At 36.3% G+C, this 18,881-nt stretch carries 19 protein-coding genes; 15 read left to right on the top strand and 4 right to left on the bottom strand.

Annotated elements, in window-relative coordinates:
- Positions 1-2 precede the first annotated feature (2 nt).
- Entirely contained in the window at positions 3-2,150 is a 2,148-nt protein-coding gene (locus tag AC2A1G_RS11060) for an endonuclease MutS2 (RefSeq protein WP_484046976.1), read from the bottom strand.
- Between the two features lie 342 nt (positions 2,151-2,492).
- Here AC2A1G_RS11060 and AC2A1G_RS11055 point away from each other — a divergent pair, with 342 nt between their 5' ends.
- The gene (locus AC2A1G_RS11055) at positions 2,493-2,996 is read left to right on the top strand and encodes a GNAT family N-acetyltransferase (protein ID WP_484046975.1); all 504 of its coding nucleotides are present in this window, start codon (positions 2,493-2,495) and stop codon (positions 2,994-2,996) included.
- A gap of 84 nt (positions 2,997-3,080) precedes the next feature.
- Positions 3,081-3,722, top strand: coding sequence for a uracil-DNA glycosylase (locus AC2A1G_RS11050; RefSeq protein WP_484046974.1), 642 nt, complete (start codon positions 3,081-3,083; stop codon positions 3,720-3,722).
- On the opposite strand, the gene AC2A1G_RS11045 is transcribed toward AC2A1G_RS11050, so the two are convergent.
- The 3 genes from AC2A1G_RS11045 to AC2A1G_RS11035 all read right to left on the bottom strand — a co-directional run bounded on the left by AC2A1G_RS11045 (position 3,709) and on the right by AC2A1G_RS11035 (position 5,943).
- Positions 3,709-4,203 (bottom strand): hypothetical protein, encoded by a 495-nt coding sequence (locus AC2A1G_RS11045; protein WP_484046973.1) that lies wholly within the window; start codon positions 4,201-4,203, stop codon positions 3,709-3,711. The genes AC2A1G_RS11050 and AC2A1G_RS11045 overlap by 14 nt on opposite strands.
- Before the next feature lie 3 nt (positions 4,204-4,206).
- Positions 4,207-4,698: a DUF456 domain-containing protein gene (locus AC2A1G_RS11040; RefSeq protein ID WP_484046972.1), complete on the bottom strand. Its 492-nt coding sequence runs from the start codon at positions 4,696-4,698 to the stop codon at positions 4,207-4,209.
- 69 nt (positions 4,699-4,767) lie between these two features.
- Complete coding sequence (locus tag AC2A1G_RS11035; RefSeq protein WP_484046971.1) at positions 4,768-5,943, bottom strand: carboxypeptidase-like regulatory domain-containing protein; 1,176 nt, start codon at positions 5,941-5,943, stop codon at positions 4,768-4,770.
- Between the two features lie 169 nt (positions 5,944-6,112).
- Here AC2A1G_RS11035 and AC2A1G_RS11030 point away from each other — a divergent pair, with 169 nt between their 5' ends.
- From AC2A1G_RS11030 to AC2A1G_RS10970, 13 genes are all read left to right on the top strand, one after another.
- Positions 6,113-7,378 carry a mechanosensitive ion channel family protein gene (locus AC2A1G_RS11030; RefSeq protein WP_484046970.1) on the top strand — a complete coding sequence of 422 codons (1,266 nt, stop codon included), beginning with the start codon at positions 6,113-6,115 and terminating at the stop codon, positions 7,376-7,378.
- Between the two features lie 23 nt (positions 7,379-7,401).
- Positions 7,402-7,734, top strand: a complete 333-nt coding sequence (locus tag AC2A1G_RS11025; RefSeq protein ID WP_484046969.1) for a DUF2085 domain-containing protein — start codon at positions 7,402-7,404, stop codon at positions 7,732-7,734.
- Between the two features lie 10 nt (positions 7,735-7,744).
- Entirely contained in the window at positions 7,745-7,966 is a 222-nt protein-coding gene (locus AC2A1G_RS11020) for a hypothetical protein (protein WP_484046968.1), read from the top strand.
- A 115-nt stretch (positions 7,967-8,081) separates the two neighbouring features.
- Positions 8,082-8,801, top strand: coding sequence for a pyridoxine 5'-phosphate synthase (locus tag AC2A1G_RS11015; RefSeq protein WP_484046967.1), 720 nt, complete (start codon positions 8,082-8,084; stop codon positions 8,799-8,801).
- A gap of 90 nt (positions 8,802-8,891) precedes the next feature.
- Positions 8,892-9,677: an alpha/beta fold hydrolase gene (locus AC2A1G_RS11010; RefSeq protein WP_484046966.1), complete on the top strand. Its 786-nt coding sequence runs from the start codon at positions 8,892-8,894 to the stop codon at positions 9,675-9,677.
- Between the two features lie 114 nt (positions 9,678-9,791).
- Entirely contained in the window at positions 9,792-9,986 is a 195-nt protein-coding gene (locus tag AC2A1G_RS11005) for a microviridin/marinostatin family tricyclic proteinase inhibitor (RefSeq protein WP_484046965.1), read from the top strand.
- Positions 9,987-10,066: 80 nt separating this feature from the next.
- Positions 10,067-11,026, top strand: coding sequence for an MvdC/MvdD family ATP grasp protein (locus AC2A1G_RS11000; RefSeq protein ID WP_484046964.1), 960 nt, complete (start codon positions 10,067-10,069; stop codon positions 11,024-11,026).
- Positions 11,016-12,023: an MvdC/MvdD family ATP grasp protein gene (locus AC2A1G_RS10995; protein ID WP_484046963.1), complete on the top strand. Its 1,008-nt coding sequence runs from the start codon at positions 11,016-11,018 to the stop codon at positions 12,021-12,023. The genes AC2A1G_RS11000 and AC2A1G_RS10995 overlap by 11 nt, the downstream gene beginning before the upstream one ends.
- A gap of 4 nt (positions 12,024-12,027) precedes the next feature.
- Positions 12,028-14,184, top strand: coding sequence for a peptidase domain-containing ABC transporter (locus tag AC2A1G_RS10990; RefSeq protein ID WP_484046962.1), 2,157 nt, complete (start codon positions 12,028-12,030; stop codon positions 14,182-14,184).
- Positions 14,185-14,188: 4 nt separating this feature from the next.
- Positions 14,189-15,202, top strand: coding sequence for an NAD-dependent epimerase/dehydratase family protein (locus tag AC2A1G_RS10985; RefSeq protein ID WP_484046961.1), 1,014 nt, complete (start codon positions 14,189-14,191; stop codon positions 15,200-15,202).
- On the top strand, positions 15,203-16,972 hold the full coding sequence (locus AC2A1G_RS10980) for an AMP-dependent synthetase/ligase (protein ID WP_484046960.1): 1,770 nt from the start codon (positions 15,203-15,205) through the stop codon (positions 16,970-16,972).
- Positions 16,973-17,018: 46 nt separating this feature from the next.
- On the top strand, positions 17,019-17,732 hold the full coding sequence (locus tag AC2A1G_RS10975) for a hypothetical protein (protein ID WP_484046959.1): 714 nt from the start codon (positions 17,019-17,021) through the stop codon (positions 17,730-17,732).
- A gap of 2 nt (positions 17,733-17,734) precedes the next feature.
- Entirely contained in the window at positions 17,735-18,796 is a 1,062-nt protein-coding gene (locus tag AC2A1G_RS10970) for a diphosphomevalonate decarboxylase (RefSeq protein WP_484046958.1), read from the top strand.
- Positions 18,797-18,881: the final 85 nt, after the last annotated feature.

The raw sequence follows: 18,881 nt of genomic DNA, 5'->3' as shown, positions 1-18,881 counted from the left end.
TATTAAATCCTTTCCAGCTCATCCGCATTAATCAAAGTCTTGAAAGTTCCGTAATTCACGGTAACTTTATTCCTCGAAATTTTCTCAATCGTTCCCACGCTCGTACTTCCCGTTATTCTCACGCGCTGTCCGATTTTCATCCACAGTTCGCGATCAGATTTGCGTTTTTCCTCTATTTTTTCGTTAGTTTCTGTGATTTTTTCGATGACATCTTCTTTCTTCAGCTGCTGCGTGATTTTTCTTTTCACAACCTGAAGTCTCTTGGTTTCATCCTTATCAGCACCAATTTTTCTGAATTTTTCCTGCTCCAGAATCTTCACAAAATCTTTAACGACATCTTTCCTCGATCTGCCTTTTACATAACTGTCGATAAAAGCTTCAATCTTGCTTCCAAACTGAAGTTTACGGTGCTCATCCTCATATAATTTCTGGAAATTAAAGAGTTTCTGCTGCAGTTGTTCATTCAGTTTCTGAAGATTATCACGCTTGTCTTCCACCGATTCTTTTCTTTCGGCAAGGTCGGTTTTCAGTTTTTCAACTTCATATTTTTCCTGCTGAAGCTTGACGATGGTTTTATCTAAATTAACAATATCATGTTCCACTTTTTTCTTCGCAGAATGAATGATAAACCTCGGAATTTTGTTTTTTTCCGCAACCTCAAAGGTGAACGAACTTCCTGCAGATCCCACTTCCAGTTTGTACATTGGCTCCAAAGTTTCTTCATTAAAAAGCATCGCGGCATTCTGAGCATTCGGAAGCTGTTCTACAACCAGTTTGATGTTGGTGTAATGCGTTGTGATAATGGCGAAACTCTTTTTGTCATAGAAAAATTCAAGGAAACTTTCCGCCAAAGCACCACCCAATTCAGGATCTGAGCCTGTACCAAATTCGTCAATCAGTAAAAGTGTTTCTCCATCGGCTTCACGGATGATTCCGCCCATTTTCTTCAGTCTCGAAGAGTAGGTAGAAAGATGGTTTTCAATGGATTGATTATCGCCGATATCGGTCATGATTTTATCAAAGAAAAACATTTCAGATTTCGGATGCGTAGGAACCAGAATCCCGCTCTGAATCATCAGTTGAAGCAATCCAACCGTTTTTAAAGTAATTGATTTTCCACCGGCATTCGGCCCCGAAATACAGATGATTCTGTTGTGCTCGGTTAACGCTAAAGTTTGAGGGTAAATGGTTTTATTTTCAATCTTATTTCTCAAAAACAACAAAGGATGGAAAGCATCTTTGAGTTTTAAAGTCTTGTGACGGTTTATTTTCGGTAAAACTCCGTTGATCAGCTCGGCAAACTTCGATTTGGCTCTCGTGAGGTCAAGGTCAAAAATATACATCTGATATCGCCAAAGCTGAGGCTGAAATTCTGCCAGTTCCGCAGTAAGTTTTCTCAGGATTTTATCGATTTCCTTTTTCTCTTCTTCTTCGCTTTCTTTAAGTTTAAAATAATGCTTCACCACAGAATCCGGCTGCATGTAAGTGATAGAACCTGTTTTTGAAAGGCCTAAAACTCTACCGACAACTCTTTTTTTGTACGCAGATTTCACAGCCAAAACTCTCATGTCATCTATGATGGTCTCTTTGATATCATCCAGAAATTCACTTTGGTTATAATTGAATAAAGCTCTGTTGAAATTTTCCGTAATCGCTTTTTTAGCGTGCTGAATTTCCGTTCTCAACACTTTTAAAATCGGTGAAGCTTCACTTTTTACTTCGCCAAAACGGTTGAAAACTTTATCAATTTTATCAATGATTTCTTTTTTAAACTCCAAAGCAGAAACATCCTCAATTAAATTCGGGAAAGTTTCAGGCATGGTCGGGAAGAACTTCTGCAGTTTTCCGATCTGTTCGGTCAGCGTTTTTATTTTAATGAAAGCAACGTTTTCCAACCTGTAATTTTCGATCAGCATCAGTTTGAGTTCGTTCTCAATATCTTCGTATTCATCAAACGGAATTGCATTCGAACTTTCAAAACTTGAAAGATATTCTGAGGTCTTTTTTAACGAAATTTCAGCTTCGTCAATCTTCATCGGACGAAGTTCAAGGATTTTTTCTCTCGTTTTATGGGAATATGCAAAAGGAGCAATCTCCGCGAGCAACTGCGGAAACTCCAGTTCGTCTAAATCTTCTTTATTTATATACACAATGCAAAGATAATTAATTTGGAAATGAGAATTTAATTTGAAAATGTGTTTAATTTGAGAATTTGAAAATGTGTTTTTTTAAGAGTTAATTTAATATTAAAAATTCAGGAAATTTAATACAGAAATTTTTATCTCAGATTTGCCACAAAGTTTGTCATCCCGTAGGGAACCCAACTTAATATTAAAGAATGCATTGGAGAGATTCGGGTTTAGATCCCTACGGGATGACAAATCGTACGGTTGATTTTTTGGATGAATAAATGAAAAGTAAGAGCGTTTTATTTCATATTTGTTAGTATATAAAACTTCTTACACATGATTAGTTTTTATTACATTTGAAATATGAAACTGGAAACCGAAAGACTTCATCTAAAACCCCTCAGCGAAAATCATGTTGAAGATATTTTAAAGATCCGCAGCAATGAAATTACCAACAAATATGTAATTAGAAATGCACCCAAAAACAATTACGATGCATTGCAGTTTATTCTGATGATCAAAGAACGAACGATGAATAATGAATCTTTTTATTTTGGAATTTCGCTTAAAAATCAACAGAATTTAATCGGAACAATTTGTCTTTATAATTTTACCGAAGACAGAAAAAAAGCAGAGGTTGGCTATGAACTGTTGCCGGAGTTTCATCATCAGGGATTGATGTCAGAAGCGTTGAAAGTGGTTGTAGATTTTGGTTTTACAGATGTACATTTACAGGAAATCGTTGCAATGACCAATACATTTAATGAAAATTCTAAAGGTCTGCTCTTAAAAACCGGATTTGTTTTGGAGTATGGGAGAGAAGACGAAGGTTTTCCGGATAATTTGGTGTTCAGTATCAAACAATGATGGTATTTGAATTGCAACTTCAAAAAAGTGATAACTCCCGTAATCTCAAATCTCAAATCTCAAACTTCAAATATCAAATCAAATATGACCTGGACCGAAATCTTAGCACCAATAAAAAACACCCCTTACTTTGAACAGCTTTGGGAAAAAGTAAAACAGGAATACGCCGCCACAAAAGTTTTCCCACCCAAAAAACAGATTTTCAGAGCATTGGAAATCACGCCTTTTGATGATATTGAAGTGGTAATTCTCGGTCAGGATCCTTATCATAATGATTTTCAGGCTAATGGATTGTGTTTTTCGGTTTCCGAACAGGTTGCTGCTCCGCCTTCGCTTAAAAATATTTTCACGGAATTAAAAGATGACTTGGGAATCGACCGAACTTCAAAAGAGCTTGATGACTGGGGGAAACAGGGTGTTTTAATGCTCAATGCAACGTTGACCGTTCGTGCGCATTCTCCAAATTCTCACAAAGATTTGGGTTGGGAAACGTTTACAAATTATATCATTAAAGAAATTTCAGATAAAAAAGAGAATGTTGTTTTCGTTTTGTGGGGTGCTTTTGCACAGAAAAAAGCCGAATTAATCAATCCGGCTAAACATTTTATTATCAAGTCTGCACATCCTTCACCATTTTCTGTTTACAGAGGATTTTATGGAAGCAAACCTTTCTCAAAAATCAATGAATATTTGGTATCAAAAGGTAAAAAACCTATCTCGTGGTAGTAGTTTCTCCGGCTTTTTTAATGATAATTCCGATTTTATAATTTCCTTTCATCGACTTTGAGTTAGATGACTCAGGATATGGATTTACATCTGCAAGAGAGATTGTATAACCATTAAAATCAGCTGATTTGTGATAGTTTCTTCCTTTATTTTCGATGCTTGAAATTTGCAAGGTCACGGGTCTTGAAGTAGTTGCCATCACTTCAACCTGTGCAACGGCAACACCGCTCCAGATGCATTGCACATCTATCGGACAGCGGCTGTCTTCAGAAATGCCTTTGAAGGTTACATTCATTTGATACTCTTTCAGAAATTTGTTTTCGCCTTCTTTAAAATAGATGATTTCACCTTCTTTGGTATTTGTTTTCACATCACCATTTTCAGCGGCCTGAACTTTAATGTCGTCGTTTTTTATTTTTTGAGATTTACAGTTGATTAAACTTAAAAATCCAAGACTCAGAATAATTGCTTTGTAATACATTTTTTAAATAACATTTGTAAGATCCAAAACTACAACTAAAAACATTGCCACACCAACTACAAAGCTAAATCCGGTTCCGTATAGAAATCCTACGAAAGCTCCTTTGGTAGATTTCCAGGCTTTTGTCATGTCTTTGCTGTCGTGTAAAAGTTCACCAATAAAAACTCCGGCAAACATTCCCACCAAAAATCCGAGTGGAATCGGGATAAACATTCCTACAATGGTTCCAATCACCGACCCGATGCTTCCCCAGCGTGTTCCTCCATATTTTTTTGTGGTTTTGGCAGGTATGGCATAACTCAGAATCACCGAGGCTAAAGTTAAAACAGCAAATGCCCAAACATAAATCATCGACAGATCTGAATCTGTCCCGAATTTATAAATTAACAATCCTGCAAGACTTAAAACAAGTCCCGGCAAAACGGGAAGAATTGTTCCTATAATTCCTAAAATCAATAGAACAATACTGATTAAAACGATGAGAGAGTATTCCATAATTTAAATTTTAATAAAAAAAGTGACCTTTTCAGGCCACTTTTGTGTATCAATTTCTAAGCCGAATTTTTAAAGATTTAAAATCACGTACTGAAGAATTCCTGCAGCGTTCCCAATGTTTCCTGAAGCATGATTATGGAAAGCGGTGTAGTAAATATATCCGCTATTTCCTGCACCAGAACAAGAACCTAAAGTTGCACCTAAAGCTAATAAAGCAGGCACAGCAACTTGTGGAACAGAAACACTGATTTGAACATTATTGGAAAGCGTGATGCAAACCGTTACAAAGTTTAAAGTTGGAGCATTTCCAATCGGAATATTAGGTAAAGTATTGTCTGTGAATTGGTTGGTTCTGATCATCAATGGGTCATTTGTAGCAGTTTCTTTCACCAAAACTTCCCAATAAGCTGGGTCATAACTGGTGATTTTCTGCCATGCTCCCAAATCAAAATCAAGATTTAGTGTGTTAAACCCTAAAGCTGTTGCAAGAGGCGCGTTGCTCACTGTACCCGGAACAATTCCCGAGGAACCGATGTTTTTAGAGCATAATTTAGAATCAGGGATGAAACCTCCGGCAAGATTGCAGTTGTTGGTATTGTCGTTTCCTCCTACCAGATAGGCAACGTCCCAGTCTGAAGCATAAATACTTCCGCCATTCGCAACGAAAACAGCAAGGTTGTTTTCTATTACGGGATAAAGATTGGCGAACTGTGAGAATTTTCTCGATCCGCAATTCAGAAATACGATGTCGTACTGAGCAAGCGTATTCAAATTGGCCAGATCTGTATTGGTAATCTCCGTCGCAGTGTAGCCTAAAGTCTGGATGATGTCTTCGATTTTATCGTAAGTTCCTTTTACATAAGCAATTTTTGCAACCTGCGTCAGTTTGGTTTGTGTCAGTTCAAGATTTACTGTTTCATTGGCTTTGATATTTGCCGTTGCCTGCGTTCGGAAATTGCTTCCGTTTCCGGTCTGGATGTAAATCGTGTGATTTCCTTCAGGAGCTTCTAAAGTAAAGTTTCCATCTGAATCTGATGTGGTGTGATAAATTTTATACTTTTCGTCAAAAGTAAAAACAGAAGCACCACCAATAGATTTTGTTCCGTTTTGTGATGTGATTTTACCTTTCACCTTTCCGTTTTGCACAGAGATTGCTGTTGGATTTTCAGCTGTTTCAGAATCTGATCTGCAGGAGCCAAGCGATAAAATAAGGATTAAAATGAATAATAAGTTGAATTTTTTCATAGGATGTAGTTTTGTGGATTATTTCGACTAAATTAAATATTTATTATCAATAATTTATAAATTATTTGATTTTTTTATGGTATTTTTAATTAAAATAGGTGACTGTTGTTGATTTTTCCTTTATTATTGAGGCTTGAAAGTTTTTTTTAATTCCTTAAATTTGTAGGCGATGAAAGATGAAATAAAAGACACCAAAAGTTTTTTTCAGGAACTTAGCGAGCAGCTTTATATTTACATAAGCAAAATTTCTCCGTCGGGAACGGAGTGGATTTTTCATATCATTGTGAAATTAGCTTTGCTGACTGCAATTTTCTTTATACTGGATTTTTTATTTAAGCTTATCATCAATTATACTTTCAAATTCTTCAGAAACGAGAGTAAATTTCCTCTTTTAAAATCTGTTTATCAGTCTAAAATAACCAATTCTGTTGCTCATTTTATCGCATTGGCGGTTATAGGATCTCTTCATGAATCTATTTTTGTGGGTGCGTTAAAGAATACTACTATTTTTATTCATCGTTCAGTAAATCTTGGTTTGGTGCTTATTCTTGCGGGGATGTTGTACCGGTCTCTGTCCGGTTTTAGATATTTCTTTACCATCAAACAGGATTATTACAAAGTAATGGCGATCAATGCTATTTCTGAAACAGTTAAAATTCTGGGTATTTTCGTCTTTACCATCGTAAGTATCTGTGTGGTTTTTGGTATTAAAGGAACAACAATTGTTGGAAGTTTAGGTGCCATTACAGCGGTTTTGGTTTTGGTTTTCAGAGATACTATATTAGGTTTTATTACCGGAATTCATGTAGCTACCTCAAAAAGTCTGAAAGTGGGCGATTGGATTGGAGTTCCGAAATACAATATTGAAGGTAATATTTTAGACATCAGTTTGTTGACGACTAAAATTTCTAATTTTGATAAAACAATCTCCTCGATTCCAACTTATGATTTGTTGACTACGGAAATTAAAAATCTTCAGGTCATGTCTGAATCGAATACCAGAAGGATTAAAAAATCGATTTTCTTTAATATTAATTCATTTAAATTTTTGAATAATGAAGAGATTGAAAAATTAAAAGACATTAATCTTATTTCAGATTATTTAAACAAAAAAACTTCGGAAATCAACCTTGAAAAACAATCAATAGATCATAAAGACAAAATCATCAACGGAAGGCAACTGACCAATATTGGAGTATTCAGATATTACGCTCAGAAGTATCTTGAAAATGATCCTGAAATTGATAAAGAAAGCCAGATTATGGTTCGCCAGTTAGAAATCACAACGCAGGGGCTTCCAATGGAGGTTTATTGCTTTGCTAACGACTCGAAATGGGAAAAGTTTGAGCAAATCCAGGCTGATATTTTTGACCACCTCTTGGTTGCTTCAAAAGAATTTGATCTTCAGATTATGCAGATTGGATTGCCGAAATAAATATTTTTAAGTACTTTAGCTGTATGCCAAAAATTGAATGGGTAGATTGTCACAGAATGCCTTCGCGATCTTTTTTTTATAAAAAGAAGCAGTTTCCTGTTTGTGCAAGATGTACAGGGATTTATTTGGGGTTTTCAATAATGATTCCCTTGCTGTGGTTTCATCAGATAGGAATTATCTTAAGCATACTTCTTATTTGTCCTACATTAATCGATGGTCTTACGCAGGCTTATCTCAATAGAGAAAGTAATAATTTTTTACGTTTTTCTACAGGTTTGATAGCTGGAATAGGAATGCTTGGTTTCAGCGATAGAATTATTTTTCATTCTTATAAATTTATACAATCATTATTATAAAATATAAACTATGTCAGAATTTAACCAAAATTTGCCACAAAAATCTAATGAAGATTTGCATGTTGGCTTAAAAGTATTATCGTTTTGTATTCCTTTAGCAGGAGCAATACTTTATTTTGTTAAAAAAGAAAATGAACCTGTAGCTGCTAAGTCTGCCTGCAATTTTGCCTTAATTGGTTTTGCAGTCGGTTGTGTTGCCTCGTTGGTGAGGATTTTAATCACTGGAAGTTAAATAACTTTTATGAAGCCACTTTCGAGTGGTTTTTTTATTTTTGCACTTTAATTGACGAGAATTTGATATTTTAATTTAAATAAATGTAATCTCAGCCTCTTACTTAATCAAAATCATGACAAAACTAAGCGTAAACATTAATAAAATTGCCACTTTAAGAAACGCAAGAGGTGGCGAAACTCCAAGCGTAACTGAAGCTGCAATTAAAATTCAGGAATTTGGTGCTCATGGGATTACCATTCATCCAAGACCAGACGAAAGACACATCACAAGAAAAGATGTGTACGATTTAAAACCGATTGTTCATACCGAATTCAATATTGAAGGAAATCCGCACAGAGATTTTATCGATATGGTTTTGGAGGTAAAACCTGAGCAGGTAACTCTGGTACCGGATGCAGACGATGCAATTACATCAAATGCAGGTTGGGACTGTGAAAAAAATATGGATTTCCTGAAAGCTGTTATTGCAGAATTTAAAAATGCTGGTGTCAGAACATCTGTTTTCTTAGATCCAAATCCTGAAATGGTGAAATTTGCCGCAGAAACAGGCGCAGACAGAATTGAGCTGTATACCGAAGCTTACGCATCAAATTATTCAAAAAATAAGGAGGAAGCCATTAAACCGTATATAGAAACAGCCGTTGAAGCTGAGAAATTCGGATTGGGAATTAACGCGGGTCACGATTTGAGTTTAGAGAATTTAAAATATTTCGCAGAAAATATTCCTAATCTTCTGGAAGTCTCCATCGGTCATGCTTTGGTTTCCGAAGCTTTGTACATGGGCATGGAAAATACAGTTCAGGCTTATTTGAAGAGATTGGCGAAATGGTAATTTGTGGGATGTGGGATGTTGGAAGATAGATGTTAATGCAACTTAACCATCCAATATCAGACATCAATCATCCAACCAAAAATAAAAAAAATGGAAATCTTACATTCAAAAATATTCGGCGAAAACCTTTCGTTAACACCGCTTTTAGTATTCCACGGTTTATTTGGAATGCTCGATAATTGGGGAAGTTTCGGGAAAGAACTGGGCGAAATTTTGCCCGTTCATCTTATTGATTTAAGAAATCACGGCAGAAGTTTTCATTCCGAAAATATGTCTCATGATGATCTGGCCGATGATATCGCCAACTACATGAATCATTTCGGAATTGAAAAAGCCCACGTTTTAGGTCACTCTTTGGGCGGAAAAGCCGTGATGCAGTTTGCCATAAAATATCCTGAAAAAGTCGAAAAACTGATTGTTGTAGATATTACCCCAAAAGCATATCCCCCGCATCATCAGGGGATTATTAAAGCTTTGGAAACGGTAAATTTCGATGAGGTTAAATCAAGAGGTGAGGTGGAAAATGTTTTAAGCCAATACATTCCGGAAAAATCTACGATTCAGTTTTTAGCTAAAAATCTGTACTGGGAAGAAAATGGCGATTCAAAAAAACTCAATTGGAGATTTAATCTGAAAACTTTGGCAGAAAAATACAACCAGTTTGTCTCCAACGCTATTAAATTTGGCGTTTTTGATGGTGAGGCTTTATTTATCGCGGGTGAAAAATCAAATTACATCCTACCGCAGGATGAATTTTCAACCAAACAACAGTTTCCAAAAGCCCAATTTGTGAAAATTAAAAACGCAGCGCATTGGGTTCAGGCAGATAATCCATTGGAATTCAGCAAGGTGGTCAAAGAATTTTTAGGAATTTAAAGATTTCTACCTTTCTTAAAATTAGGTTAAAATTTTCATAAACTGTATGTATTTTCTTTTTCGATGCAAATTTTTTGTACCTTAGTCTTATCAAATCAATAAAAAAAATGTGTTATGGAAAAGAAAAAGTTAAAAAAACCGTTCTTTGCTTCATTTTTAGAAAATCAGATTAAAGATTCGAAGGAGGTAAAAGGTGGAAGCAGCAGTGTAGGTGCAACAAGTCCTCTGCGCGATGGCATCACTAAACCTGCTTACGATTCGCAGCAGACAATGAAGTATCCTTCAGACGGTGACGAATCTACGGTATAAACCGTTTAATATTATTCATATTGACAAATTGATATTCGAGGAAACTTAGCTTTAAGTTTCCTCTTTTTAATACAGCAACTATGATTCTCTGCATTACACACTCTCAGGATTTTTATACCGTTGACCTGTTTTTTGATTATCTGTCGTCGAAAAATATTCCTTATTACAGATTAAATTCTGACCAGCTCAATCACAGTCAGAAAATCAGCACAGGTCCGAAAACTTTCGTTATCACTGACTCATTGGGAAATACCGTCCACTCTAAAGACATCAAAGCTGTCTGGCACAGGAAATCGTGGAAAGTAAGTGCTCCGGAAGATCTGGATGAAAATTTTCACCATATTTTTATCAATGAATATGAAACTTTAAAATCAAACATTTTTACTCTTCTCGAACATTTACCGTGGATCAATCCTTTTGAAAACGAAAAAAAAATTGATCTTCACAAAATGCTTCAGTTGAAAATAGCAGAAAAAAATGGATTAAAGATTCCGGAAACGATCTTCTCGAACGATGAAGCTGAAGTCAGGAAGTTTTTAAATGAAAAATGCGGAGGTAAAGGCATTGCAAAGCTGCACGGAGTTTTGTCTAAAAATATGACTGGTGAAAATATGGTTTCTACGATGACTGTCGACGGTTCCAATATTGAAAGTCTTTCAGATATCGCTTACAGTCCGATGATTTTTCAGCCATATATTGAAAAAGAGTATGAACTCAGAATTGTGTATATTGATGGTGAGTTTTTTGCAGGGAAAATCAACAACAGTGAAAATACAGACTGGCGCATCACTCAGAACGATTATTTATGGTCTGTCTATGAGCTTCCCAATGAAATTCAAATGAAACTGACTTTGATGATGAAAGAAATGGGATTGTATTTTGGCGCCATAGATATGATAAAAAGTTCAGACGGACTTTATTATTTTCTGGAAGTCAATCCGCAGGGAGAATGGGGAATGCTGCAGAAAGAGCTGGGATTTCCGATTGCTGAAACAATTGCTGACCATCTTTTAAAAAGAATAGAAGACCATGAAGAATAAAATTTTAATTATAACTCACACAGAAGATAATTTTTCAATTGATAAAGTCACCGAATATATTGAGGCCAACGGATTTGAAGTGATCCGTTTCGATGTGAATCTTTATCCTTTAAACAACAGACTTAGCACAATCTACCAGAATGGAAGCTGGGAAACGTATCTTGAAAATGCCAACGGTAAATTCCGTTTGGATGATATCGCAACAGTTTGGTACCGCCGGGCCTACAATATTGGAAATGGCCTGAGAGATGAGCTGGAAACAAAATTCTTCGGCGCAGCGATGGGCGAAATCAGAAATACACTTTTCGGATTTTTAGAATCTTTAGACTGTTATTCTCTCGGGAAACCAAGCGTTTACAGAAGATTAGACAGCAAGGAAGAGCAGCTGAAGATTGCTTCAAAAATAGGTTTTAAAATTCCCGGGACCTGCATTACCAATAATCCTGATGAGGCAAGAGCTTTCATAGCAGAAAACGGCGAAGTTATTACCAAGATGCAGACGGGTTTTGCCATCTACGAAGATGGTGTGGAAAACGTGGTTTTTACCAATCTTGTTAATGAAGATAATTTGGATGAACTGGATGGGTTGATTTACTGCCCGATGCAGTTTCAAAAGAAAATAGAGAAGAAAAAAGAGCTGCGAGTAACAGTTGTGGGGAAAGATATTTACACTTTTGAAATCGATTCTCAGCAGTCTGAAGATGCTAAAGTAGACTGGCGGAAAGATGGTCTCAATCTTTTACAGAAATGGGTGCCTGCCGACCTGCCGCCTGATATCGAAACCAAAATCAACACACTTCTCGATGTTTACAACGTCGATTACGGCGCCATCGATATTATTGTTTCTCCCGACGATGAATATTATTTTATCGAAATTAATGCAGCCGGTGAGTTTTTCTGGCTTGATAATTTAACGGAAGGAAATCTTATCTCAAAAAGTATAGCTGATCTGCTGTGTGACAAATCCCAGCGCAGGAACAACGCGGTTTTAATCTAAAAAAGTGGCAAAAATTACCTTTTACAGACAGCTCGATTCGATGGACTGCGGCCCGACCTGTCTTAGGATAATAACCAAATATTTCGGTAAAAATTTTTCTCCCGAATACCTCCGGCTGATTACATTTCAGTCGAGAACGGGCGTTAGTTTTCACGATCTCATGGCCGCGTCGGCGGAACTGCATCTGGAAACTCTGGCTGTGGAGATCACTTTCGAAAAATTAATGTCAGAAGCTCCGAAACCCTGTATCCTTCATTGGGAAAACAGTCATTTCGTAGTGCTGGTGCCTCAGGAATCTTCAGGGAAAATTACCGTTGCCAACCCCGAATATGGCAAAACAGAGCTTACGGAGAAAGAATTTAAAAAACACTGGCTTCAGGAAAATGGTAAAGGAAAGGCACTTCTTTTTGAAACTTCAGAAGCTTTTTTTCAGAAAGAAGAAGACCGTTCGGTCAACGGGTTTAGTTTTCTGTTTAAATACCTCAAGCCTCACCGCAAAGCCCTCTTTTTTCTGTTATTAACTTTGCTGGTTACCAGTGTGATAACGCTTGTATTTCCTTTTCTGACGCAGAATCTTGTTGATGAAGCAATTAAATTTAAAGATAAAAATCTTGTACTCATGATTGTGGGTGCCCAGATTGTGCTTTTCCTCGGAAACAGCTTTATGGATCTCGTCAGAAGCTGGATTATGCTGAAAGTAAACACAAAAGTCAATATCAGGCTCATCAGCGATTTTATTACCAAACTGATCCGTCTTCCGGTGGCTTATTTTGAGTCTAAAAGAGTGGGAGACATTCAGCAGCGTATTCTCGATCATCAGAGAATCAGCTCGTTTCTTTCTACCAATACTTTGGCGATTCTTTTTTCTTTTATCAATCTTTTGGTTTTTTCAGTGGTTTTGGGAACTTACAATCTCATTATTCTGATTCTGTTTTTCACATTCAGTTTTCTTTCTGTTGTCTGGATTTTTATATTTTTAAATAAAAGAAAAGTTTTAGACCAGAAAGAATTTATTCTCAACAGTCAGAATCAGAATATTTTGAATGAAATGGTTTTGGGAATGGCTGAAATTAAAATCAATCAGTCTGAAAACTTTCAGCAGGCAAAATGGGAAAATATTCAGCAGGAACTCTTTGAACGCAACAAAAAAGCGCTGAAACTTTCACAATATCAGATGATCGGATCTGGTTTCATTTCTCAGCTCAAAAATATTCTCATCACCGGATTTTCTGCCTATGCCGTGATCGATGGTGATCTTACGCTCGGAATGATGCTGGCCATCAGTTTTATCGTTGGGCAGATGAATTCACCTTTCGACCAGCTTCTTTATGTAATTCAGATAACGCAGGATGCCAAGTTAAGTCTTGAAAGAATTGCCGAAGTGCACACCAAACCTGTTGAAGATACGATTGAACAAACCCCAAAAACGCTGAGCAATGAAGATATTATTCTCGAAAATGTAGATTTCGGATTTGGCGATTTTCAGATTTTAAAAAATTTAAATGTAACCATTCCGAAAGGTAAAATAACGGCTATCGTCGGCGAAAGTGGCAGTGGAAAAACCACTTTATTCAAACTTTTGCTGAGGTTTTATGAGCCGGACAGCGGATCAGTCATCTTTGGCAAACAGAATCTCTCAGAGATTCCACTTTCAGAGTGGCGGGAAACCACAGGAACTGTGATGCAGGAAGGCTTTATTTTCTCCGAAACCATCCGTAAAAATATCACGCTCAAAACTGATAATATTGATGAAAATCTGCTGACTTATGCCGTAAAAGTTGCAAATTTGCAGAAATTTGTACAGAAGTATCCTCGGGGTCTTGATACTTTGGTGGGAAACGACGGAATAAACTTAAGCACAGGGCAGAAGCAGCGTATTTTGATTGCCCGCTCTATCTATAGAAATCCTGATATTTTTCTTCTGGATGAGGCCACAAGCGCACTCGATTCCCGAAATGAAAAAGAAATCATGGAGAATCTTTTTGAGTTTTTCAAAGGCCGCACAGTGGTTATCATTGCGCACCGCCTGAGTACCATCAAAAATGCAGACCAGATTCTGGTGCTTCACAACGGCGAATTTGTAGAAAGCGGAACTCATCAGGAACTTTTGAACCGTAAAAAATATTATCATAACTTAGTCAACAATCAAGTAGGAATATAGTTTCATGGTTTTTGTAACAGGAGCAACAGGAATTTTAGGCAGAGTCATCGTTTTGGAACTTTTAAATAAGGGAAAAAAAGTGCGTGCAGCCAAAAGACCTCAGAGCAATATCGGTGAAGTAAAGCATTCTTTTCAGTTTTACACAGAGAATCCTGATTCTGTTTTCGATCAGATTGAATGGGTAGACGTAGATTTTAACGATATTCACTCAATTCAATCCGCCCTGGAAAATGTTGAGGAGGTGTATCATTGTGCTGCGAAAGTCAGCTTCAAACCTCAGGACGAAAAAGAACTTTATCATACTAATATTGAAGGAACAAAGCAACTTTTGTACGCCTGCGAAAATTCAGTTGTGAAGAAATTTCTCCACGTCAGTTCGATTGCAGTTCTGGATAGTTTTAACGAAAAAGGTGAGCTGGATGAAGAATCAGATTTTAATCCGAAAATCGAACATTCTGCTTATGCCATCTCAAAACACCTTTCCGAAATGGAAGTCTGGAGAGCTTCTGCCGAAGGTTTAAATACCATCATCATCAATCCTGGAATGATCATCGGAAGCGGAAACTGGGGAAAAAGCAGCGGCGATATTTTCCCAACTTTTGAAAATAACAGTTTTACATTTTCTGGCGGAACAAGTTATATTGATGTGAGAGACGTTGCCAGAATTTCTATCGAATTGATGGAGAAAAATGCTTTCGGCGAGCGGTTTATCATCGTTTCCGAAACGAAAAAATATGCTGATTTGGGAAGACAGATCAGAACAAAATTAGGTTTAAAAGAAGCCAAAATTCTTTCGAAATCAACCATGCAAATTGGAAGAATTGCCAATCTGTTTTTAGGCTGGATCATTCCACAACTTAAAATGGCTACAAAATCGAATATTGAATCTGTTTCTTCTCTAAATGTTATTTCAAATCAGAAAATTAAAAAGGAATTAAATTATCAGTTCACTCCTGTTTCAGAAAGCATCGACTTTCATCTCAACAATTACATCAACGACAAAAAGCTGAAAAAATAAATGAATCTTGCAGAGGCAATTATCAAAAAAAATGTAGAAAAGCATCCTTTAAAATCAGCAATTGGCTTTAAGAAAAAAGATGGCAAGTGGAAAGAACTGAGTTGGAATAAATTCAGCGAAATTATTTTTAAAACATCCAATGCTTTAAAAGAATCAGGAATTTCTGAGAATGATAAAGTGGCAATTTACGCCGATAATTCTGCAGAATGGATGATTTTCGATTTGGCAGTTTTGTCGTTAGGGGCGATTACCGTTCCGATTTATTCAACCAACAATACCGAGCAGGCGGAATTTATTCTTAAGGATTCAGGAGCCAAATCGGTTTTAGTTGCCAGTCAGGCTCAGTATGATTCTTGTCTTGAAATTTTAAAAAAAGAAAGTGCAGATTTAAAATCCATCATTATTTCCAAGAAAGCGGTTTGGATTAAAAAAGAATTCAGCAGTTTTTATCTGGAAGATTTTATTGCCAAGTCTTCTTCCGAATTTGAGTTTTCGGAAAAAAATGAAGACGATACCGCAACCATAATTTACACCTCCGGAACCACGGGAAATCCGAAAGGGGTAATGCTTCCTCATGCCAATTTTATTAAAATATGCGATGCTCATTTTGAGTTTTTTAAGTTTAAAAATTTCGAAGATGAAGTTTCACTGGCCTTCTTACCGCTGACTCACGTTTTTGAAAGAAGCTGGAGTTTACTGTGTCTGTACGGTGGCGCAAGAGTGTATTTTCTGGAAGATCCGAAAGATATTGCAAAGGCTCTGACAGAGGTAAAACCTACGATGATGTGCGTCGTACCAAGGTTTTTACAGAAAGTGTATGCTGGAGTTTTGGAAAAAGCAGACGAAGGTTCATCTTTAAAAAAGAAAATCTTCAATTGGGCCTTGAAAGTTGGAAAAGAAACCTCAGAATATAAAAGAACAGAAAAATCGATTCCTTTTGGTTTAAAAGCTAAAGAAACCGTTGCAGATCTGTTGGTTTTCAGTAAAATAAAAGAGAAACTGGGCGGAAGACTGTGGTTTATTCCTTGTGGTGGAGCATCTCTTTCGCCGGAAGTCACTCAGTTTTTTGAATCGGTTGACATTCACGTGACTGTTGGTTACGGATTGACGGAAACAACGGCGACTTTAACCGCTTTTCCACTGACGAATTTTGAGCACGGAAGTTGCGGAAAACCTTTGCCGGGTGTGGAACTTCGAATTGGTGAACTGGATGAAATTCAGGCTAAAGGAAACGGCATCATGAAAGGCTACTACAACCGACCTGAAGAAACCGAAAAAGTTTTTACGCAGGATGGCTGGTTCAAGACAGGCGATGCAGGAAAGTTTGATGAAAACGGAAATCTTTTCATTACCGACCGAATCAAGGATTTGATGAAAACATCCAACGGAAAATACATCGCTCCGCAAATGATTGAAAATCTTTTAACAAACAATAATTTCATCAGTCAGATTACCTTAATCGCAGAAGGTCGACAGTTTGTTTCAGCTTTGATTGTTCCGAATTTTGAGTTTCTGAAGGATTATTTAAAAAAGAAAAATATTCCGTTTTCAAGTTGGGAAGAAGTAGTGAAAAAGAAAGAGGTCATCGACTTTTACAAGGAAAAAATAAGCGAACTGCAGCATCAGGTTTCGGATTATGAAAAAGTGAAGAAGTTTACTTTACTGCCATCAGAATTTGAAATCAGCAGCGGAGAAATCACACCTACTCTGAAGGTAAAAAGAAATGTTGTGATGAAAAAATACTCGGATATTATTGAAAAAATGTATTAGTTTTTAATTATCTAATTTATAATCAAATTTAAAATTATCATTGATCATGCAAAAGGTCCTTCCTGATTTACTGAGTTATATTCCTATTTTAAGTCTTATTGCTATTGCTTTTTACCTGTATTTTTCCAATAGAATTTCAAAAGAAAAAATAAATCATTTCTTACTTTTGGGGTTGATTTTTACTGTTGTAAGTCACGTTTTTCAATATTATGTAACCAAATATTTAGTATTGCAATATGACAGTTTTGATTCTGCTTCAGGAATAAAAAAATGGTATCCGGTGATGAGTCTGCTGGGAGGGTTTGGCTACAAACTTATTTTTTATGGAATTATCACTTATCTTCTAAAATTTGAAATCCTCAAAAACGATATAAAAAGAGAAAATATTTTTTTGATGATCATATATTCAGTTCTGAGTTTTGGACTTTACATTCCGTATTGGTTTATCAAAAAGAATATTAAATTCAATGGTAATCTAACTGTATGGATTATTTTAATGATCTTTTTTCTTTCATGTTCACATGTAAGTGTGATTCATTTTTTCGACTCATTCTCCAACCCAGATGATTTTTTGATGACGATGTATTGGCTGGGACAAATTGGCTATGCTGTCAGCTTTTTGGTGGGCATTTTTTCGCTTCAAAAGCTGATTGTCGAAAAACTAAAAGGAATAGAGATGAATTCGGTCGGGACATTTTTTTTAGGAGTAATTTATATTCAGGCCACACTAAATAATTATATAAAAAAGCACGAAAAATAGGTATGACAACAAACGATTTTTTAGGAAGAAACGAATTTACAATACAGAATAAAACAGTTTCAGAAAGCTGTCCGTCAAATATTGCTTTAATCAAATATTGGGGGAAATATAAAGATCAGATTCCTGCAAATCCAAGCATTAGTTTTACTTTAAATCACTGTAAAACCAATACTGAGATGGAGTTTATCGCAAACGAACCATTTTCTGTTCAGACTTTTTTAGCAGGAAATGAAGAAGTGAAATTTGCTGAAAAAATTGAAAAATATTTCAAAAATATCGAGCAGTATCTGCCTTGGATCTTAAAAGGAAAATACATCATCAAAACAGAGAATACATTTCCTCACAGCTCAGGAATTGCCAGTTCAGCTTCGGGTTTTGGGGCGATTGCAAAATGTCTGATTAGTTTAGATGAGCATTTTTCCTCCGACATCCATCATCCATCATCAAACCTATCAAAAGCTTCATTTTTGGCAAGATTGGGAAGCGGAAGTGCGTGCAGAAGTCTGTACAACGGCTTAGTAGTTTGGGGCGAATCTGATGAGGTGGAAGGAAGTTCAGACTTGTTTGCTGTCAAATATTCAGATGAGGAAATTCATCCTGTCTTTAAAGATTTCAATGATTGGGTTTTATTGATTCATGAAGGTGTAAAAAGCGTTTCTTCAACGGTCGGTCATGGTTTGATGAATACCAATCCTTACGCAGAAAGAAGATTTCAGGAAGCGAGAGAAAACTTTGTTCCGATGAAAGAAATTCTGAAATCCGGAAACATGGATGAGTTTATCAAATTGGTTGAGCACGAAGCTTTAACCCTTCACGCGATGATGATGATGAGCGATCCTGCATTTATTTTAATGAAAACCGGAACTTTGGAAGTCATCAACAAAATCTGGGATTTCAGAAGAGAAACCAATCTGCCTTTATTCTTCACTTTGGATGCGGGAGCAAATGTTCACTTGCTTTTCCCGAACGATGGTTCAGAAGAAAAGATCAATTCTTTTATTGAATCTGAATTGTTGCAGCACACTCAAAAAAATGGGGTGGTGAAGGATGTTATGAAATGGTAAAGGATAGTACCGTTTCTTTAATAAAGGATTTAAATATTTTGGAAAATTAATTGGAGCGGGCTTTAGTCTGCTTTCATATTTTGTA

This window comes from Chryseobacterium sp. HNCC26DJ240, from assembly GCF_057180485.1.
This window is presented reverse-complemented; position numbering and strand designations above follow the sequence as displayed.

What these genes read in the sequence shown, in the direction of transcription:
- AC2A1G_RS11010 (WP_484046966.1), top strand. Translation starts at nt 8,892, where the DNA reads ATGGAAATCTTACATTCAAAAATATTCGGCGAAAACCTTTCGTTAACA.
- AC2A1G_RS11040 (WP_484046972.1), bottom strand. Translation starts at nt 4,698, where the DNA reads ATGGAATACTCTCTCATCGTTTTAATCAGTATTGTTCTATTGATTTTA.
- AC2A1G_RS10975 (WP_484046959.1), top strand. Translation starts at nt 17,019, where the DNA reads ATGCAAAAGGTCCTTCCTGATTTACTGAGTTATATTCCTATTTTAAGT.
- AC2A1G_RS10995 (WP_484046963.1), top strand. Translation starts at nt 11,016, where the DNA reads ATGAAGAATAAAATTTTAATTATAACTCACACAGAAGATAATTTTTCA.
- AC2A1G_RS11035 (WP_484046971.1), bottom strand. Translation starts at nt 5,943, where the DNA reads ATGAAAAAATTCAACTTATTATTCATTTTAATCCTTATTTTATCGCTT.
- AC2A1G_RS11000 (WP_484046964.1), top strand. Translation starts at nt 10,067, where the DNA reads ATGATTCTCTGCATTACACACTCTCAGGATTTTTATACCGTTGACCTG.
- AC2A1G_RS11020 (WP_484046968.1), top strand. Translation starts at nt 7,745, where the DNA reads ATGTCAGAATTTAACCAAAATTTGCCACAAAAATCTAATGAAGATTTG.
- AC2A1G_RS11030 (WP_484046970.1), top strand. Translation starts at nt 6,113, where the DNA reads ATGAAAGATGAAATAAAAGACACCAAAAGTTTTTTTCAGGAACTTAGC.
- AC2A1G_RS10985 (WP_484046961.1), top strand. Translation starts at nt 14,189, where the DNA reads ATGGTTTTTGTAACAGGAGCAACAGGAATTTTAGGCAGAGTCATCGTT.
- AC2A1G_RS11005 (WP_484046965.1), top strand. Translation starts at nt 9,792, where the DNA reads ATGGAAAAGAAAAAGTTAAAAAAACCGTTCTTTGCTTCATTTTTAGAA.
- AC2A1G_RS11025 (WP_484046969.1), top strand. Translation starts at nt 7,402, where the DNA reads ATGCCAAAAATTGAATGGGTAGATTGTCACAGAATGCCTTCGCGATCT.
- AC2A1G_RS11045 (WP_484046973.1), bottom strand. Translation starts at nt 4,203, where the DNA reads ATGTATTACAAAGCAATTATTCTGAGTCTTGGATTTTTAAGTTTAATC.
- AC2A1G_RS10970 (WP_484046958.1), top strand. Translation starts at nt 17,735, where the DNA reads ATGACAACAAACGATTTTTTAGGAAGAAACGAATTTACAATACAGAAT.
- AC2A1G_RS11015 (WP_484046967.1), top strand. Translation starts at nt 8,082, where the DNA reads ATGACAAAACTAAGCGTAAACATTAATAAAATTGCCACTTTAAGAAAC.
- AC2A1G_RS11055 (WP_484046975.1), top strand. Translation starts at nt 2,493, where the DNA reads ATGAAACTGGAAACCGAAAGACTTCATCTAAAACCCCTCAGCGAAAAT.
- AC2A1G_RS10980 (WP_484046960.1), top strand. Translation starts at nt 15,203, where the DNA reads ATGAATCTTGCAGAGGCAATTATCAAAAAAAATGTAGAAAAGCATCCT.
- AC2A1G_RS11050 (WP_484046974.1), top strand. Translation starts at nt 3,081, where the DNA reads ATGACCTGGACCGAAATCTTAGCACCAATAAAAAACACCCCTTACTTT.